Annotated in this window: 15 protein-coding genes; 13 read left to right on the top strand and 2 right to left on the bottom strand. The window is 61.4% G+C overall.

Translation table 11 applies throughout. From position 1 onward, the window contains the following. Positions 1-37 precede the first annotated feature (37 nt). A complete protein-coding gene (locus FZI91_RS05205) occupies positions 38-781 on the bottom strand; it encodes a nuclear transport factor 2 family protein (protein WP_155937581.1) in 744 nt (247 codons plus the stop codon). Between the two features lie 187 nt (positions 782-968). Here FZI91_RS05205 and FZI91_RS05200 point away from each other — a divergent pair, with 187 nt between their 5' ends. From FZI91_RS05200 to FZI91_RS05190, 3 genes are read left to right on the top strand one after another with little or no spacing between them, the layout of a single operon-like run. Next, positions 969-1367 carry an SCP2 sterol-binding domain-containing protein gene (locus FZI91_RS05200; RefSeq protein WP_155937580.1) on the top strand — a complete coding sequence of 133 codons (399 nt, stop codon included), beginning with the start codon at positions 969-971 and terminating at the stop codon, positions 1365-1367. Beyond that, positions 1367-2875, top strand: a complete 1509-nt coding sequence (locus tag FZI91_RS05195; protein WP_155937579.1) for an aldehyde dehydrogenase — start codon at positions 1367-1369, stop codon at positions 2873-2875. Before FZI91_RS05200 ends, FZI91_RS05195 begins: the two co-directional genes overlap by 1 nt. Beyond that, complete coding sequence (locus FZI91_RS05190) at positions 2868-4412, top strand: long-chain-fatty-acid--CoA ligase (RefSeq protein WP_155937578.1); 1545 nt, start codon at positions 2868-2870, stop codon at positions 4410-4412. Before FZI91_RS05195 ends, FZI91_RS05190 begins: the two co-directional genes overlap by 8 nt. A gap of 36 nt (positions 4413-4448) precedes the next feature. Here FZI91_RS05190 and FZI91_RS05185 read toward each other — a convergent pair whose 3' ends face one another. Next, the gene (locus FZI91_RS05185) at positions 4449-4685 is read right to left on the bottom strand and encodes a ferredoxin (protein WP_162526678.1); all 237 of its coding nucleotides are present in this window, start codon (positions 4683-4685) and stop codon (positions 4449-4451) included. 101 nt (positions 4686-4786) lie between these two features. On the opposite strand from FZI91_RS05185, the gene FZI91_RS05180 reads away from it, so the two are divergent. The 10 genes from FZI91_RS05180 (at position 4787) to FZI91_RS05135 (ending at position 15137) form a co-directional block, all read left to right on the top strand. Next, on the top strand, positions 4787-6310 hold the full coding sequence (locus tag FZI91_RS05180) for an MlaD family protein (RefSeq protein WP_155937576.1): 1524 nt from the start codon (positions 4787-4789) through the stop codon (positions 6308-6310). Further along, positions 6307-7368 carry an MlaD family protein gene (locus FZI91_RS05175; RefSeq protein WP_155937575.1) on the top strand — a complete coding sequence of 354 codons (1062 nt, stop codon included), beginning with the start codon at positions 6307-6309 and terminating at the stop codon, positions 7366-7368. The genes FZI91_RS05180 and FZI91_RS05175 overlap by 4 nt, the downstream gene beginning before the upstream one ends. Then, positions 7361-8422, top strand: coding sequence for an MlaD family protein (locus tag FZI91_RS05170; protein WP_375234396.1), 1062 nt, complete (start codon positions 7361-7363; stop codon positions 8420-8422). The genes FZI91_RS05175 and FZI91_RS05170 overlap by 8 nt, the downstream gene beginning before the upstream one ends. Further along, positions 8419-9534: an MCE family protein gene (locus tag FZI91_RS05165; protein WP_155937574.1), complete on the top strand. Its 1116-nt coding sequence runs from the start codon at positions 8419-8421 to the stop codon at positions 9532-9534. The genes FZI91_RS05170 and FZI91_RS05165 overlap by 4 nt, the downstream gene beginning before the upstream one ends. Then, the gene (locus tag FZI91_RS05160; protein WP_155937573.1) at positions 9531-10751 is read left to right on the top strand and encodes an MlaD family protein; all 1221 of its coding nucleotides are present in this window, start codon (positions 9531-9533) and stop codon (positions 10749-10751) included. Before FZI91_RS05165 ends, FZI91_RS05160 begins: the two co-directional genes overlap by 4 nt. Next, on the top strand, positions 10748-12001 hold the full coding sequence (locus FZI91_RS05155) for an MlaD family protein (protein WP_155937572.1): 1254 nt from the start codon (positions 10748-10750) through the stop codon (positions 11999-12001). Before FZI91_RS05160 ends, FZI91_RS05155 begins: the two co-directional genes overlap by 4 nt. A gap of 43 nt (positions 12002-12044) precedes the next feature. After that, entirely contained in the window at positions 12045-12509 is a 465-nt protein-coding gene (locus FZI91_RS05150; RefSeq protein WP_155937571.1) for an SRPBCC family protein, read from the top strand. Positions 12510-12783: 274 nt separating this feature from the next. Then, on the top strand, positions 12784-13239 hold the full coding sequence (locus tag FZI91_RS05145) for an SRPBCC family protein (RefSeq protein ID WP_155937570.1): 456 nt from the start codon (positions 12784-12786) through the stop codon (positions 13237-13239). Between the two features lie 66 nt (positions 13240-13305). Further along, positions 13306-14637, top strand: a complete 1332-nt coding sequence (gene mshA / locus FZI91_RS05140; protein WP_162526679.1) for a D-inositol-3-phosphate glycosyltransferase — start codon at positions 13306-13308, stop codon at positions 14635-14637. Further along, positions 14634-15137 (top strand): YbjN domain-containing protein, encoded by a 504-nt coding sequence (locus FZI91_RS05135; protein WP_155937569.1) that lies wholly within the window; start codon positions 14634-14636, stop codon positions 15135-15137. The genes mshA and FZI91_RS05135 overlap by 4 nt, the downstream gene beginning before the upstream one ends. The last annotated feature ends 71 nt before the right edge of the window (positions 15138-15208 follow it).

The raw sequence follows: 15208 nt of genomic DNA, 5'->3' as shown, positions 1-15208 counted from the left end.
GGCGTCCTCTCCTGTGAATGTTCATACTGGTTGATACTCAAGATATTTCGTGTGACATCGGAGTTACGCGCGGTCCGCGCAGACTGGGAAAGAGTCTCTGTGCAGTTCGCATCAAGAACTGGACGGTCCGTTGTCGCGGGAATCGGATGGCGATGGGCATCAGCTGTCCGAGTACCCCGAGCAGGTCGCAATCGGTGTCGATGCGGGCGATGAGCCAGCCGCGCTGTGGGTCACGGATCAGGTTGTAGCGGTCCACGCCGACGACATCGACGGCGCGGGGAGTGAAGCGCAGTCGCCCGATCTGTCGCCACGGCACCGTGATTCGTACATTGCCATCCAGGAAGTCGAAGTACGGCAGGGCCTGGATGGTGTCGTTTGGAGGGTAGAAGACCATATCGGGGAAGGCCCTGAACACCTGGTGGTAGAAGTCGAACTCGGTTTGACCGGCGATCCAGTCGCGACCGCCGGTGCTCGGGTCGGCATAGATCATCTCGTCGGCGAAGCAGTCGCGCAGTAGCGTCACTGAGCGCTGCTCCCACGCGTGAAACCATGTGACGAGGAAATCGGTGAGTCCGTCAGCCGGGAGGCCCAGGGAAACATAAAGCTGTTCCTGTGCACGGACTTTCAGATAATAGTCGTCCATCAGTGCGATATGGGATCGATGCTCTTTCGTGTACTGGCCCAGATTTCGTGCCGGAGTCTGCGTTGCCGCAGTACTTAGGGGTACCGGGGCAATCGGCGTTGTGTCGGGACTGGACGAGGCGCTTGCGTTGGCGGTCATCGGGGGTCTCCTAGTGATCGATCGTGAGGAATCTTGCGCTACATGTTATGCATCATCTGTAGCGGCCCGCAAGCATTATCGCTACAAACAATACGCAATGTGTATTGACTGACCGTTCAATGGCGGGCATGCTTGGGCTATCCGCGCTGTCGCGGCAAGTGGATATCGCGTTTTGAGGAGTGCTGTCTTGGGCTATTTCATCGATGCCGACGAGGTCTACCGATACGTTGGTGGTGTCTTCAGGCTGGCGGATGGCTCCGCGGAGGTGGGGCAGAAGCTCCGCGCTGCGAACATGGTTTTGCGGCTCAATTACAGCAATCCGGACGCCATCATCACGATCCTGATGAAGCAGCCCGCGGTAGAGGTGATCCTAGGAGACACCGACGTGAAACCGGATGTCGCCATGTCACTTTCGTCGGATAACGCCAATCGATTCTGGCGCGGCGAGTACAACATCGCGGTGGGGCTCGCTAGGGGAGAAGTTAAGGCCAAAGGGCCGGTGACCAAGATCTTGAAGCTGATTCCCGCAACCAAACCGCTGTTTCCGATGTACAAGGATCTTGTCGCCGAGAAGGATGCGATCTGATGTCGGTACCGCACTACCCGATCTATATCGACGGTGAGTGGGTCGACACCAGCGGGCGATTTGAGATCGTGAATCCGGCGACCGAAGAGTTGGTAGCGACGGCGGCGAAGGGGTTCGTCGAGCACGCGGACCGGGCTGTCGCGGCGGCACTCGCTGCTCACCGGGACGGGGAATGGCGTAACACACGGCCCGAGCGTCGTGCTGATCTGATTTCGCGAATTGTCCAGGGCCTGAACGACGAAATGGATGAACTGGTCGATCTGCACGTTGCGGAGAATGGCGTCACCGTGCGCCAGGCCATCGCCTTCCACGTCGGCTACGCGATCTCCCACCTGCAGTACTTCGCCGATCTCGCACGCAGCTACGAGTTCGAGCGCTCCGGCCCCGTACTGAGTTACCCGACTGCCGCGGCGGGCCTGGTACGCCGAGAGCCGATAGGTGTGGTGGCAGGCATCGTGCCCTGGAACTTCCCACTGCTGCTTGCGGTATGGAAGTTAGGCCCGGCGCTGGCGGCAGGTAACTGTGTCGTTATGAAGCCCGACGAAAAGACCCCGGTCACCTTGTTGAAGCTCGCCGAGATTGCGCATCGGGTCGGGCTTCCCAGGGGGGTGCTCAATGTGATCACGGGAGTGGGCGAGGAGGTAGGGGCCCGCCTGGCTGCGCACCGCGACGTCCGCAAGATTGCCTTCACCGGCTCCACGGCGGTCGGCAAGATCGTCAGCACGCTGGCGTCCGAGAACGTCAAGCGGGTAACCCTTGAACTCGGTGGCAAGGGCCCCAACGTACTTCTGGAGGATGCCGACCTGAACCAGGCGGTGGATGCCGCACTCTTCGCCTGCTGTCTCTACCAAGGCCAAGCGTGTGAATCGGGAACGCGCCTGCTGGTACCGGAATCACTCTACGAGCATGTGCTGGATCGGCTTGCGGTACGTGCAGCAGCGATCCGAGTTGGCGACCCGGGCGACTACGACATCGACATGGGGCCCGTGATCTCCGCGGAGCAGAAACAGCACATCGAGCACTACATCGAACTCGCCCTCAAAGAGGGCGCTCGGTTGGTCTATGGTGGCAGACCCTTGCAGGGGGTCGAGTATGAGCGCGGGTTCTGGGTAGGCCCGACTGTTCTTGCAGATGTGGACAATTCGATGACGGTGGCGCAACAGGAAGTGTTCGGCCCGGTGTTGAGCGTGATCAAGTACCGGACCGTGCAGGAGGCCGTTGAGATCGCCAACGACACCGAATATGGGCTATCAGCGGGGGTGTGGACTGAGGACATCGATGCAGGTCTTGATGTCGCCAAGAGACTCGAAGCCGGCACCGTCTGGATCAACGACTGGCATATGGTGAACGTCTGCTATCCGTTCGGTGGATACAAGCAGAGTGGGATCGGCCGTGAGCTGGGTCCTCGTGCGCTGGATGAATACACAGAGGAGAAATTCATCCATATCGATCTGTCCCGAAAGATCGAGAACAAGGTGTACGACATCGTGGTACCTCGAGATGAGTGAGCTGCTAACGGATCTCGTTGCGAAGTGGGCGGTTGCCACACCGGATTCATTGGCAATCGGCTACGGGGACCAAGAGTTCACCTGGGTGCAGTGGTTCGAACGTATCCGGAGGCTTGCCGGTGCGCTGACGGGGGCGGGGATCGGCCGTGGTGACCGGGTTGCGTTTCTCGACAAGAATCACTCCGCATGTTTGGAAACGATGATTGCGGCGGCAATGCTCGGTGCCGCGACAGCAATCATCAACTGGCGCTTGGTATCTGACGAGCTTGCCTATGTTCTGGATGACTGCGGCGCCCGGGTAGCGTTCGTGGGCGCCGAATTCGTGGACGCTGTGACTACTTTGAGGTCTTCGTTGACGGGGCTGGAGCGCGTGATCGTGGTGGGCGGCGAGGTCAACCCCTACGAGTGCTTCCTTGCCGAAGGCGAGTTGGCCGATTCTGCTCCAGATGTCATCGAGCGTGACGACGCACTGATCGTCTACAGCTCCGGTACCACCGGTCGTCCCAAAGGTGTGGTGCTGAGTCAACGGGCGCTGGTGGCGCACACGGTGAATGCCGGAGCAGCATTCGGCTACGCTGACGGCGACAAGAATTTCGTGGCCATGCCCTTGTTCCATGTAGGCGGTATCTGCTTTGCGTTCTTCGGGATTCGTGCTGGTGTGCAAACGATCATCGGCCGCGATACCGAGGTGGCATTGCTCGCCGAGGCCATCTCCGACGGTGTGACGCATACGTTCCTGGTGCCTCCTGTGATCGCCAGCTTTTTGGCTGCGGGAAGAGAGGCGGTCGCAGCCATGTCGAGATTGCGTTACCTTGCGTACGGGGCTGCGCCGATGCCGCGTCCACTATTGCGGCGCGCTCTGCGGGCCTGGCCGAGCCTGAACTTTGTTCAGGTGTTCGGTCAGACCGAGCTATGCGGTGCCGTGACCACACTCGCTCCGGAAGACCACCGCGATCTGCAGCGGCAACATCTGTTGGTCTCTGTAGGCCGGCCGGTGGCCGGCTGTGAGATACGCATTGTGGACATTGAATCGGATGATGTTGCGAAGATCGGTGAGCTAGGCGAGATTTGGGTGCGGACTGATCAGCGCATGACTCGCTATCTGAACAAACTCGACGCGACCGTGGAGACGATAACCGATGACGGTTGGGTCCGGACTGGCGATATCGGCCGGGTCGACAAGGCCGGCTATGTCTATGTCGAGGATCGGCTCAAGGACCTGATCATCACAGGCGGCGAGAATGTCTACGGGCCCGAAGTCGAGCGGGTGCTCATGGGCCATCCGGCCATCGCCGATGCCGCAGTCATCGGTGTGCCCGATGACCGATGGGGCGAGTCCGTCAAGGCGATTGTGGTGACGGATCATGATGACCTGCGCGCCGAGGACGTCATTGCGTTCTGCCGCTTGCGGATTGCCGGATACAAGTGCCCGCGCACCATCGACTTTGTGGCAGCATTGCCGCGCAATGCCAGCGGCAAGATTCTCAAACGCGAACTGCGCAATCCATACTGGAAACTGCACGACCGCGCGGTCTGACGGACTTGTGTGCCCGGCGGCAGAGCGGGGACCCGACTAGCCGGCGTCGGCTTCACTGGTCGTTATCGCGCCCGACGGACAGGCAATTTCTGTCTCGCGTACCAACTCGGCGGACTCTGCGGGCACCTTGGTGACATCGTCACTGGCTGCGCCGACCAGTTCAACGACGCCCTGCTCATCGATGCCGAATACGGCCGGTGTCATCCGTGCACAGAAGCCGGACCCAAAACAGATGTCTTTGTCCACGTTGACCTGCATGGATGATTCAGTCACCATTTCTCCCATACGCTACAAAAGATGCTGTTATTGTAGCGAATGTAGCGCGAGCGGAATGCGGTATCGCACGGCGAGGATGTGGAGAGGTGTGTCGGGCAATGGCCGTGAACTCGTTCGAAACCGATGGGCGAGGCCTCTCCGATAGGCATCTGCTCTGGTGTGGTGTCGCGATGGTCGTCGTCGCGGCGATGGTCACCACTGCGCTTTTGGTCAAGTCGACGGGGCGATTGAACGGCTATGTGCGCGTTGTGGCGGAGATGAAGAACGTCGGTGACGGGCTGCCTGCTAAGTCGGACGTGAAGTATCAGGGGGTTCTCGTCGGCGCGGTCGACGAAGTCGCCCCCGCTCCCCGGGGCGGTCAAAATATCGTGCATATCAACCTATTTCCCGAACTTGCGCACACCGTCCCGCAGTCGGTGACGGCACGGGTGGTGCCGAGCAACGTGTTTGCGGTCTCGTCGGTGCAGCTGGTTGCGCACGGACGCGGCGCCGCAATCGCCTCGGGCGCCCGGATTCAGGAGGACACCGAGCTGCCGACCGTGCTTTTCCAGACGACCATCAGTAAACTTCGCGAGCTGCTGGCCGCGGTCGGCAGGGGCCGCGACGACCGTACCGTCGGCATCTTCGCCGCCGTTGGCGCGGCTACCGAGAATAAGCGGGCCACCCTGCTCAACACGGGTGGTCAGCTGTCGCGGGTCCTGAAGGATCTCAACGGGATAGTCGCCACCAGTCCTGGGCCCTCCACGTTATCGGCGCTGATCGATGCGACGAGCGGGTTGCAGTCGACGGCGCCGGAACTCGTCGATGCGCTACATCAGGCGGTGCGGCCGATGCAGACCATTGCCGAGAAGCGGGAGCAACTCCAAAGCTTGCTCTCGGCGGGGGGATCCACGTTGGGGACGGTCCGCCACGCGTTCGACAGCCATACCGATCAACTCATCAACATCACTACCAATTTGACTCCCGTCATCGGCGTACTGGCGCAGAATGCCTCTCAGTTCCTACCCATCTCGGAGCGCCTGAAAACGTTGTCCGACAATTGGTTCAGTGATGCTTGGGATGCGGATGGTCAGATGGCAAATATTAGGGCCGTCATCTCGTTCACCCCGTCCACGACATATACCCGTGCGGACTGTCCCAGGTACGGCGAACTGAAGGGGCCCAGCTGTTTCACCGCGCCAGAAATTCCGGTGCGGCCGGATCTGCCCGAAGTTCTATTGCCGCAGAACTACCGACTGCCGCCGGGTCTGGCGCCACCACCGGGCACGACTATCGGTCCGGACGGGAACTTGATGGCGGTAGGGCCACCCCTGATCAATCCGAACCCAAGCCTCGTGGACCCGAATTCTCCGCTGCCCTGGTGGACCGGTCCGGCGCCGCGGGTACCCGGGACGGCCGACCCTGGCGACGTACCGTCGAGCCCGGGGCGGACCGAAAGCGCCGTAGCGCCAGCTTCTTTTGGCGGCAACGTGGGGCCGGTGGGCAGTGCGCACGAACGTGAACAGTTAGGCGAGATTTCGGGTCGAGATGTTTCGTCAGCCGCCCAGCTATTGCTGGGGCCAGTTGCGCGGGGAATGAATGTCGTTGTCACCCAGACTGGCTCAACTGGAGGTAGTCGATGAAGTTCCGAGGCCCACTGATCGGGCTGGGCGCGTTCATGGCCGTCGCCATCGCGATGACCTGGCTTGTCTACGTGACCCTGCGGCGTGAAGTATCTGGGAGCACCACCAGCTATTCGGCGATGTTCACCGATGTGTCGGGGCTCAAGGTCGGCGACGACGTACGCGTTGCGGGCGTGCGGGTCGGCCGCGTCGACTCCGTGGAGGTTGACGCGAACGCTGAACTGGCCCAGGTCGCATTCCGGGTGCAGGACTCTCAGCCGGTGTACGGAAACACTATCGCCTCCATCACTTATCAGAACGTCGTTGGCCAGCGTTATCTTGGTCTTTCCCTGGGGAAATCCGGTGACCCGGGCCGACTTTTACCGGGTTCGACCATTCCGGTGCAGCGCACAGAGCCCTCCTTCGATATCGGCATGTTGTTGCATGGCTTCGAACCGTTGCTCAGCGTGCTAGACCCAAAACAGGTGGACAACCTGACTAAGGGCGTTATCGAGTCGCTACAGGGCGATACGGGATCGCTGGTGACGCTGGTCGATCAGACATCCACCTTGACTCAGACGCTTGCCGGCCGAGATGAGGTGCTCGGTCAGGTGATCTTCGGTTTGAACAACGCCCTCGGAAACCTTGCTGCACAAAACAAAAACCTGGGGCTGACGATCGCGAACACCCGCCAACTGGTCACTGAGCTCGATGGGCGCCGGCAGGGTCTGGTGTCCTCGGTTGGTGCGACCGCGTCGATGGTGCGGCACCTGTCGAGCGTGGCCAACAGCGTGTACCCCCAGCTTCATGAGCTCGCGACCCGGGAGCCTGGCTTCGCGCAACACATGGTGGATAACGAGCCCCAGGTGGCCTTCTTGGGTGACAACCTGCCACTGCTACTCAAGGGACTCGCCCGGGTCACTCAGGAAGGGGCGTACGGGAACATCTACGTGTGCGACGTCAACGCACTGGGCTTCCTCCCTGGCCTCAATGACGTCATGCCGATCATCGTGAATGCTGCCACCCCTGGCAACGTGGCCAAGCACACTGCGAAGTGCAGGAATGGTGACCATGAGTGAGTCGATGATATCTAATTCAACTTTGTGGCAACGTATTCGGCGTCGCCCACTCGAGTCGTACAACAAGGCGTGGCTGGGTGCGATCGCACTTGCGCTTGTCGGAGCGCTCATCGCGTGCATGCTCATCGTCAAGGTATCCGGATATGGATACACCCGCTACACCGGCCAGTTCCTCCAAGCGGCGTCGCTTAAGCCAGGCAATGTGGTGAGCCTGGCCGGGGTGCCGGTAGGAGAGGTGACCGCCACTGCGCTCGCCGGTGACCATGTGGACGTCGGGTTCCGGATTCGTGACGACATCAGACTTAGGAACGACACTAAGGCTGCCATCAAGGTCACCACAATTCTGGGGTCGCAATATCTGGAGCTACGGAACGGCGGAACGGAGAAGCTGTCCAGCAGGACAATCGATCTGGCGCACACCGAAGTCCCCTACGATCTGCAGCAGACCCTCAACGATGCGACGAACACGTTCGGTCAGGTCGATGCCGATCAGATCGCTGCGTCCGCCGTTGTGTTCGGTAAGCAACTAGAGGGTCTGCCGCCACTGGTTCCCCGGGCGATGCAGAACCTCCAAGCACTGTCGTCGATCATCGCCAAACGTCGCGACCAGCTGGGTACGTTGTTGGCAAGCACCTCGACGGTCACCGGTACTCTGCACCGCCAACAGTCCGACATCGGCGACTTAATTGCTCAGGGTGAGCGGCTGTTTGGCGAGTTCATCACCCGGCGTGCGAGCATCCACTCCATGTTGCAGTCGCTCACCCTGTTAGTGGGGGTGCTGACGAAGATTGTCGTCAAAGACCGTGCATCGGTTGATGGTCTGCTATCCAGTGTCCAGAAGTTCACCGACCTGCTGGCGAAGCATGACGACCTATTTCGAAATCTGTTGCAGGTCATGCCGGTCACCGTGCGCAATGCGGCGAACGCTGTCGGCAGTGGCAATGCCGTCGACGTGGGTCTGCCGGCAGGCTTGGCGATTGACTCCTGGATGTGCGCGATCAGTGGCCGCGCAAAGCAATACAACATGGTCGAATACTTCAAGGACTGCCAATGAATGGAATTCAGCGACGGATCTTCTGGGCCGGCAGCGCGATGGTTGCGATCGTGGCGATGGCGGTGTCCGGGTGGTGGTACACCCAGGTGCGGTCCGATTCGATTACGGTCACCGCACAGTTCCCCTCGGTGTCGGGGCTCTATCCGGACAACGATGTTTCGGTACTCGGGATGCCGGTGGGCAAGGTCACCAAGATCACCCCGCAAGGGGCATACATGGAGGTTGAGTTCACCATCAACCGGAGTGTCAAGGTCCCGGAATTGGCACGGGCCGTGTTGGTTTCGACCTCGATCCTCACCGACCGGCATATCGAGCTGACTCCCGTGTATCGCGATGGCGCCGAGATGAAGGATCGCGACGTGATCGGACTGAGCCGGACACGTGTCCCGGTCGAGTTCAGCAAGGTGCTATCGATGATTGACAGGCTGTCATCATCGTTGAAGGGTGATGGCGTCGGAGGCGGGCCACTCGCCGACATCGTTTCAAGCGGTGAGGGCGCTGTCTCGGGCAACGGGGAGACCATCAAAGGCGCATTGGACCAGTTGTCGAAGGCGTTGCGGCTCAGCGCAGACGGAGGCGTAGCCAGTCGAGATCAGCTGACTTCCGTCATCAAGAACATCAGTTCTCTTTTCGATAGGGCCGCTGCCAACGACGGAAGGATCAGAAAGTTCGGCTCGGCAGTGCATCAAATGTCACAGATCCTCGATGACGAGGCCCTAGGATCCGGAACGACCGGAAAACAACTCAATGAGATTCTGGTACAGGCAAGTTCGCTTCTGAATGCCAACCGCGACGTACTGCACGGGTCAGTGGGCAACGCCGACACGATTGTGAAGACGTTGTACGATAAGCGACGCGAACTATCCGAGACCTTCGACGTGGCGCCGCTGACCGTCGATAACTTCTACAACACCTTCGACCCGGTCAATCGCGTCATCCGCGTTCACCCATTGATCGACAAGATCATCGTGGAAGGCCAGCATGCCAAGGAGATCTGCAACCTTATGGGTTTGCGGCAGTTGGGGTGCAGTACGGGAACTCTGCAGGATTACGGGCCGGATTTCGGTTTGACCGCCGTGCTCGATGGCTTGGCCGCGATGGGGCAGAAATGACGAGGCGGACGTACGCGGCCGGGGCAATGGCGGCATGCGTGGTGTGGACAAGCGCCTGTGCAACTGATGGTTTAGCCAGCCTGCCGCTGCCGGCGCCTGGATTGGATTCGGCCGCGTACTCCATTACCGCGGTGTTCTCCAGCGCACTGAACCTGCCAGCAAGAGCGAAGGTCAAGATGGGTGGCGCCGACATCGGCGAGGTCGATTCGATGTCGACCGCCAACTACACAGCGGTGACGATCCTGAAGATCCGGTCGGATGCTGTCATCCCGAAGGGAAGCACCGCCGAGCTGCGTTCGGCGACACCGCTCGGGGACATCTTCGTCGCGATCAAGCCACCTCTGGATGCTGATGCAAGAACGCCGCTGCTACGTAACGGTGACACCATCGGTATCGAGTCGACCATGGCCGCCGCGACCATTGAAGCGGTTCTCAGCTCGGCGGCCGTCGTGGTGAACGGCGGTGCCGTCCGCAATCTGACCAACACCATCAATGGTGTGGGCAGGGCCACCGGGCCCAATGGGGAGGCGTTCGGAAACCTTGTTGCCCAATCGAACCAGTTGCTCGGGACGCTGAACAATCGATCGGATCAGCTCGATGCGGCGTTGCGGCAGATATCGCAGCTTGCCACCGAGATCGACGGTCAGCATGTCGAGATCGCTGACCTGCTGGCTGCCGCCGGCCCGGCTACCGACACTTTGGCCACAAACTCCGCTCAGATCGCGGATCTCGCCGACCAGGTGGGCGCGGTCGCCGTACAGCTGTCCAAGTTTCCGTCGATTGCGGGTACCGACAAAGAGTCTCGCAGTGTGTTCGCCGACGTCAATGCGCTCTCAAAATCCCTCAACGACGTCGTGCTCAGCCCGAATGTCAGTCTGCGTGACCTTAACCGGCTCCTGCCCTCCGTCCTCAAAAGCCTGTCCAGCTCGAATGTTCGAGGCAAGGGGTCGATTGACCAGTTGGCGCTCGGGTCTATTCCGGACATCGGATACCAGGGTGACCCGGGATTTCATGGTCCAAAGCGATACGACTGGGCGAAGCTTGTCGGTTCCCTCAAATACCAGCTGTGGCGTCTGCAGGAGCGCGTCGTGGGACAGGGGCCTGATGCCGATCAGCCTCCGATGCACCCCAGCCTGACCGAACCCGGTGTGATCGAGCCGGTTTTACCATCCCCGGCCGCGGCACCGGCATCTGAGGTACCCGGGCAGGGCCGATGATCGAGGTCGTTGCGAGAGGAATTGTCTACGTTGTCAAATTGGGCCATCGCCACAGGGCTTGGCTGTCAGGTTTCGCGATTGCCACCACGCTCGTAATTGCGAGCGCGTATCTGGGTTTCGGCGCATTGCGGATGGGCTCGATGGCCTCGCGCTACCGGGTTTCGGTGCAACTGGCCGAGTCGGGCGGATTGATTCCCAACCAGGATGTCACCTTGCGTGGATTGCGAATCGGGAAGGTGGATTCGGTAACCCCGTCCGACGAGGGACCTGTTGTTGTCGTCCTCGTCGAGTCGGACGCCAAGATCCCGGCATCGAGCGCCGTCAGCGTGTCCGCGCTGTCCGCGGCCGGTGAACAGCATCTCGATTTCGAGCCGGACGGCATGGTCGGGCCATTTCTCGCCGAGGGCGCTGTCGTCGCGCGGGACCGCACCTCGACGCCGGTATCACTTGCCTCCATGCTCGCCGATGCCGACGGTGCACTCGCACAACTGGATCCGAAGAAGCTGGCGACAATTGAGAAGGAACTCAGTCTTTCCCAGGGAGCTCCGCAGAAGCTCACCGATATCGTGGACGGAGGGGTCTTCCTGCTCTCGACTCTGGATTCGGTTCTGCCCGAGACCGTGAGTCTCCTCAAGAACAGTCGAGTGGTCCTGTCGAGTGCCGCGGACATGAATAGTGGGCTGGCAGACACGTCAGCTCGCTTGCGGCGGACTTTGGGGGGAGTGCGCCGGATGGACGGCGGCTATCGCACACTGGTGGATCAGGTTCCGGAGGCGTTGGCCAATGTCGATACGTTGTTCACCGACAACTCCGACACCATGGTTCAGCTTCTCGGCAACCTCACTACCGTCGCCAAACTGTCGTACCTGCGGGTACCGGCACTGAATGCCCTGTTCCCGTCCTATCGAGGGTCGGCCTTGGAACGCCTCAGTGGCATCCTGCGTGACCATGGAGTCTGGGCGATCGCGGACGTCTATCCGCGGTACGGATGCGACTACGGAACGAAGCGACTCGTACCATCGGCGGCGGACTACCCCGAGCCGTACATGTATGGAACCTATTGCCAGGACCAGGATCCCGCGGTCTTGATCAGGGGCGCCAAGAACGCGCCCCGACCGGCCGGAGACGATACGGCGGGGCCGCCTCCGGGCGCGGATCCGGCAGCCGTCACCGATCCGACGCCACGGGGCCGCTACACAATTCCCACGCCATACGGCGGGCCAACCCTTCCGATCGAGCCGCCCAAGTAGCCGGTGACGCCATCGGCTCTTGGTTTGAATTGAGGAGAAAGTAATGGTTCATGTCTGCCATCGCGTCATCGTGGACGTGTCGCTGGAGCATGCGTTTGAATACGTTGCCGACTATCGCAATTTGGCCGACTGGATGTTCGGGATACAGAAAGTACGGCTGGTGGCCGGAACCGCTAATGAGCCAGGCTCCCGATACGACATGGCCGTAAGGCTCGGCACCACGATTCAGAGCACCATCGAAGTGACCAAGCGGGAGCCGAATGCACTCTTTGCAACCGAGTCGCGCGCGGGATTCGTCAGTCGATCAACATGGAACTTCCGTCAAATCTCTGATGACACAACCGAAATCGAATTTAACGTCGAGTATGAGCTTCCAGGGGGGCTGGCAGGCCGCATGCTAGGAAAGGTGATCGAGCCCTTCGTCTCGATCGCGCTCAACCACTCTGAGGAGGCTCTCGGCACCGCGCTGGGGGACAGATACCGTCATACGTTGGGTGAAGGCCGATGATGTCATCTGTGAAATCTCGGGCAACCGTGTGATCGACGACGAGCGCTGACGCAACGCCTACGCGCCGCGGATGGCTTAGGTGGTGCGTGCCCTGCGGCGCATCACGGCATTGCCCGGCGTGCCGAGGGTGAAGCCATTGCGGGTTTCCGGTCGATTTCTCGCAGTTGCTTCACGCTCGGCGAGATGGGAGCGGAGGGTCCGCATCGTCTCGGGTGGCAAACCTGCCATCATGGGGCCCACTGTTGCTGCACCCAATGCGCAAGGAGACTCCGACATGGTTCACGTCCATCACAACGGCGTTGTGGACGCCCCGCTGGCATATGTGTTCGATTACGTCGCCGATTACCAGAATCTCGCCGAGTGGATGTTCGGCATTCAGAAGGTCAAGCTGGTCAGCGGGGATGCGAACGAGGCCGGGTCGCGCTACGACGTCGCCATCAAGATCGGCGCAACGATCAAGTCGACCCTGGAAGTCACGGAGAAGAACGTCAACAGCCTGTTCGCCACCGAGTCGCGGGCCGGATTCTCGAATCAATCCTCGTGGCGGTTTCGCGAGATTTCCGAGGGATCGACCGAGATCACGATCGACGTGGAGTACCAACTCCCGGGAGGTTTGGCGGGCCGGGTCATGGGTAAGGCGATCGAGCCTTTCGTGTCTGTCGCGGTGTCGCATTCGGATGACAAGCTCCGCTCGATCCTGCAGCGTCGGTACCAGGAGTCCATCGCCTAGCCGGACAAAAATGCAGGTGGAGGTGCTGCGCGCCGATCGCTTCGCAGGGGATGACAGTATGGACACGTGCTAGTTGGCGAGGAGTTCGGGCGCCGGGCGGTTGCGGCGTCGAAGCCGCGCCGTATCGCCGTCCTTTCTGTGCATACCTCCCCGTTGGCTCAGCCGGGCACCGGCGATGCCGGCGGCATGAACGTCTACGTGCTGCAGACGGCCCTTCAACTGGCCCGCCGCGGCGTCGCCGTCGATATCTTCACCCGCGCCACCGCGTCATCCGACGCACCGGTGGTGGCCGTCGCGGACGGGGTGACGGTGCGCAACATCGTCGCCGGGCCGTTCGAGGGCCTCGACAAATACGATCTGCCTACACAGCTGTGTGCCTTCACCGCTGGGGTGCTGCGCGCCGAGGCCAACCATGAACCGGGGTACTACAACCTGGTGCACTCGCATTATTGGCTCTCTGGCCAGGCGGGCTGGTTGGCGCGTGACCGCTGGGGCGTTCCGCTGGTGCACACCGCGCACACCCTCGCCGCAGTCAAGAACAAGACCCTCGCCGAGGGAGATCGCCCGGAGCCCGCGCTACGCGCGGTGGGTGAGCAGCAGGTCGTCGACGAGGCCGATCGGCTCATTGTAAATACCGAAGACGAAGCCGAGCAACTGGTTTCGCTCCACCACGCCGACGCGGGACGCATCGACGTGGTGCATCCCGGCGTGGATCTTGACGTGTTCACGCCCGGCGACAAGGCCGCCGCTCGCGCCGAGCTCGGCCTGCGCGCCGAGGAACAGATCGTCGCGTTTGTTGGTCGCATTCAGCCGCTCAAGGCCCCCGATCTGTTGGTCCGCGCGGCCGAAAGGCTGCCCGGAGTACGCGTTCTCATCGTCGGCGGGCCCTCCGGCAGTGGTCTTGACGAGCCGACCGCCCTGCAGGACCTCGCCACGGACCTTGGGATCGCCGACCGGGTCACCTTCCTGCCGCCGCAATCACGCGAGCGCCTGGCGCAGGTGTACCGCGCCGCCGATATCGTTGCCGTGCCGAGCCATTCGGAATCCTTCGGCCTCGTGGCCATCGAGGCACAGGCCTGCGGCACCCCGGTGGTGGCCGCGGCGGTGGGCGGCCTGCCGGTTGCGGTCGTCGATCAGCGCACCGGGCTGCTGGTTCCTACACATCGCACCGAGGACTGGGCGGACGCCATCGGGAAGCTGCTGGCCCGCACCGGATCCGCGCTTAGCCTCGCTGCCGTCGAACATGCCGCCGGGTTCTCTTGGTCGGCCACCGCGGATGCGCTACTGGGCAGCTACGGCCGTGCCATCGCTGATTACCGTGCGCCGCAACGGCCTTCACCGCAGCGCGCCGCGCGCTCGCGCTTCCGTGCGCGTCGCTTGTCCGGACTGCGGCGATGACCACCGCTGCGGAGGCCTACGCCACCATCATGCGGACCCTCGTAGAACGAGACATCACCTTCACCGAGCATCACGGCCCCGACGGTAAGCCCGCACTGATCGTGGAGCTGCCCGGCGAACGCAAACAGAAGATCACCACGATGCTCAGCCCGGGGGAGCATGCCGTGCGTATCGAGGTGTTCGTCTGCCGTCATCCGGACGAGAACACCGAGGGCGTCTACCGGTACATGCTCAAGCGGAACCGCCGTTTGTACGCGGTCGCCTACACGATCGACAACATGGGCGATATCTACCTGGTGGGCCGGGTGCCGCTGCCGGCGATCACGCCGGAGGAGATCGACACCATCCTCGGCCAGGTGTTGGAGGCCGTGGATAACGACTTCAATGTCTTGCTGGAGTTGGGATTTAAGACCTCCATACAGAAGGAATGGGCGTGGCGGACCTCGCGGGGAGAGCCGCTGAAGAATCTCGAGGCGTTCGAGCACCTCATCGAGGACTGACTGCGACGGACCGGTAACAGCGCGGGGTCACATCGATGCCTGCCGAGAATGGGCGCGAAGCCATAACGCTG

The sequence above is a fragment of the Mycobacteroides sp. CBMA 271 genome (genome assembly GCF_009729205.1).
Lineage (GTDB): Bacteria > Actinomycetota > Actinomycetes > Mycobacteriales > Mycobacteriaceae > Mycobacterium.
The sequence above is the reverse complement of the archived record's forward strand: the minus strand, read 5'-3'. Positions and strand labels throughout refer to the sequence as shown.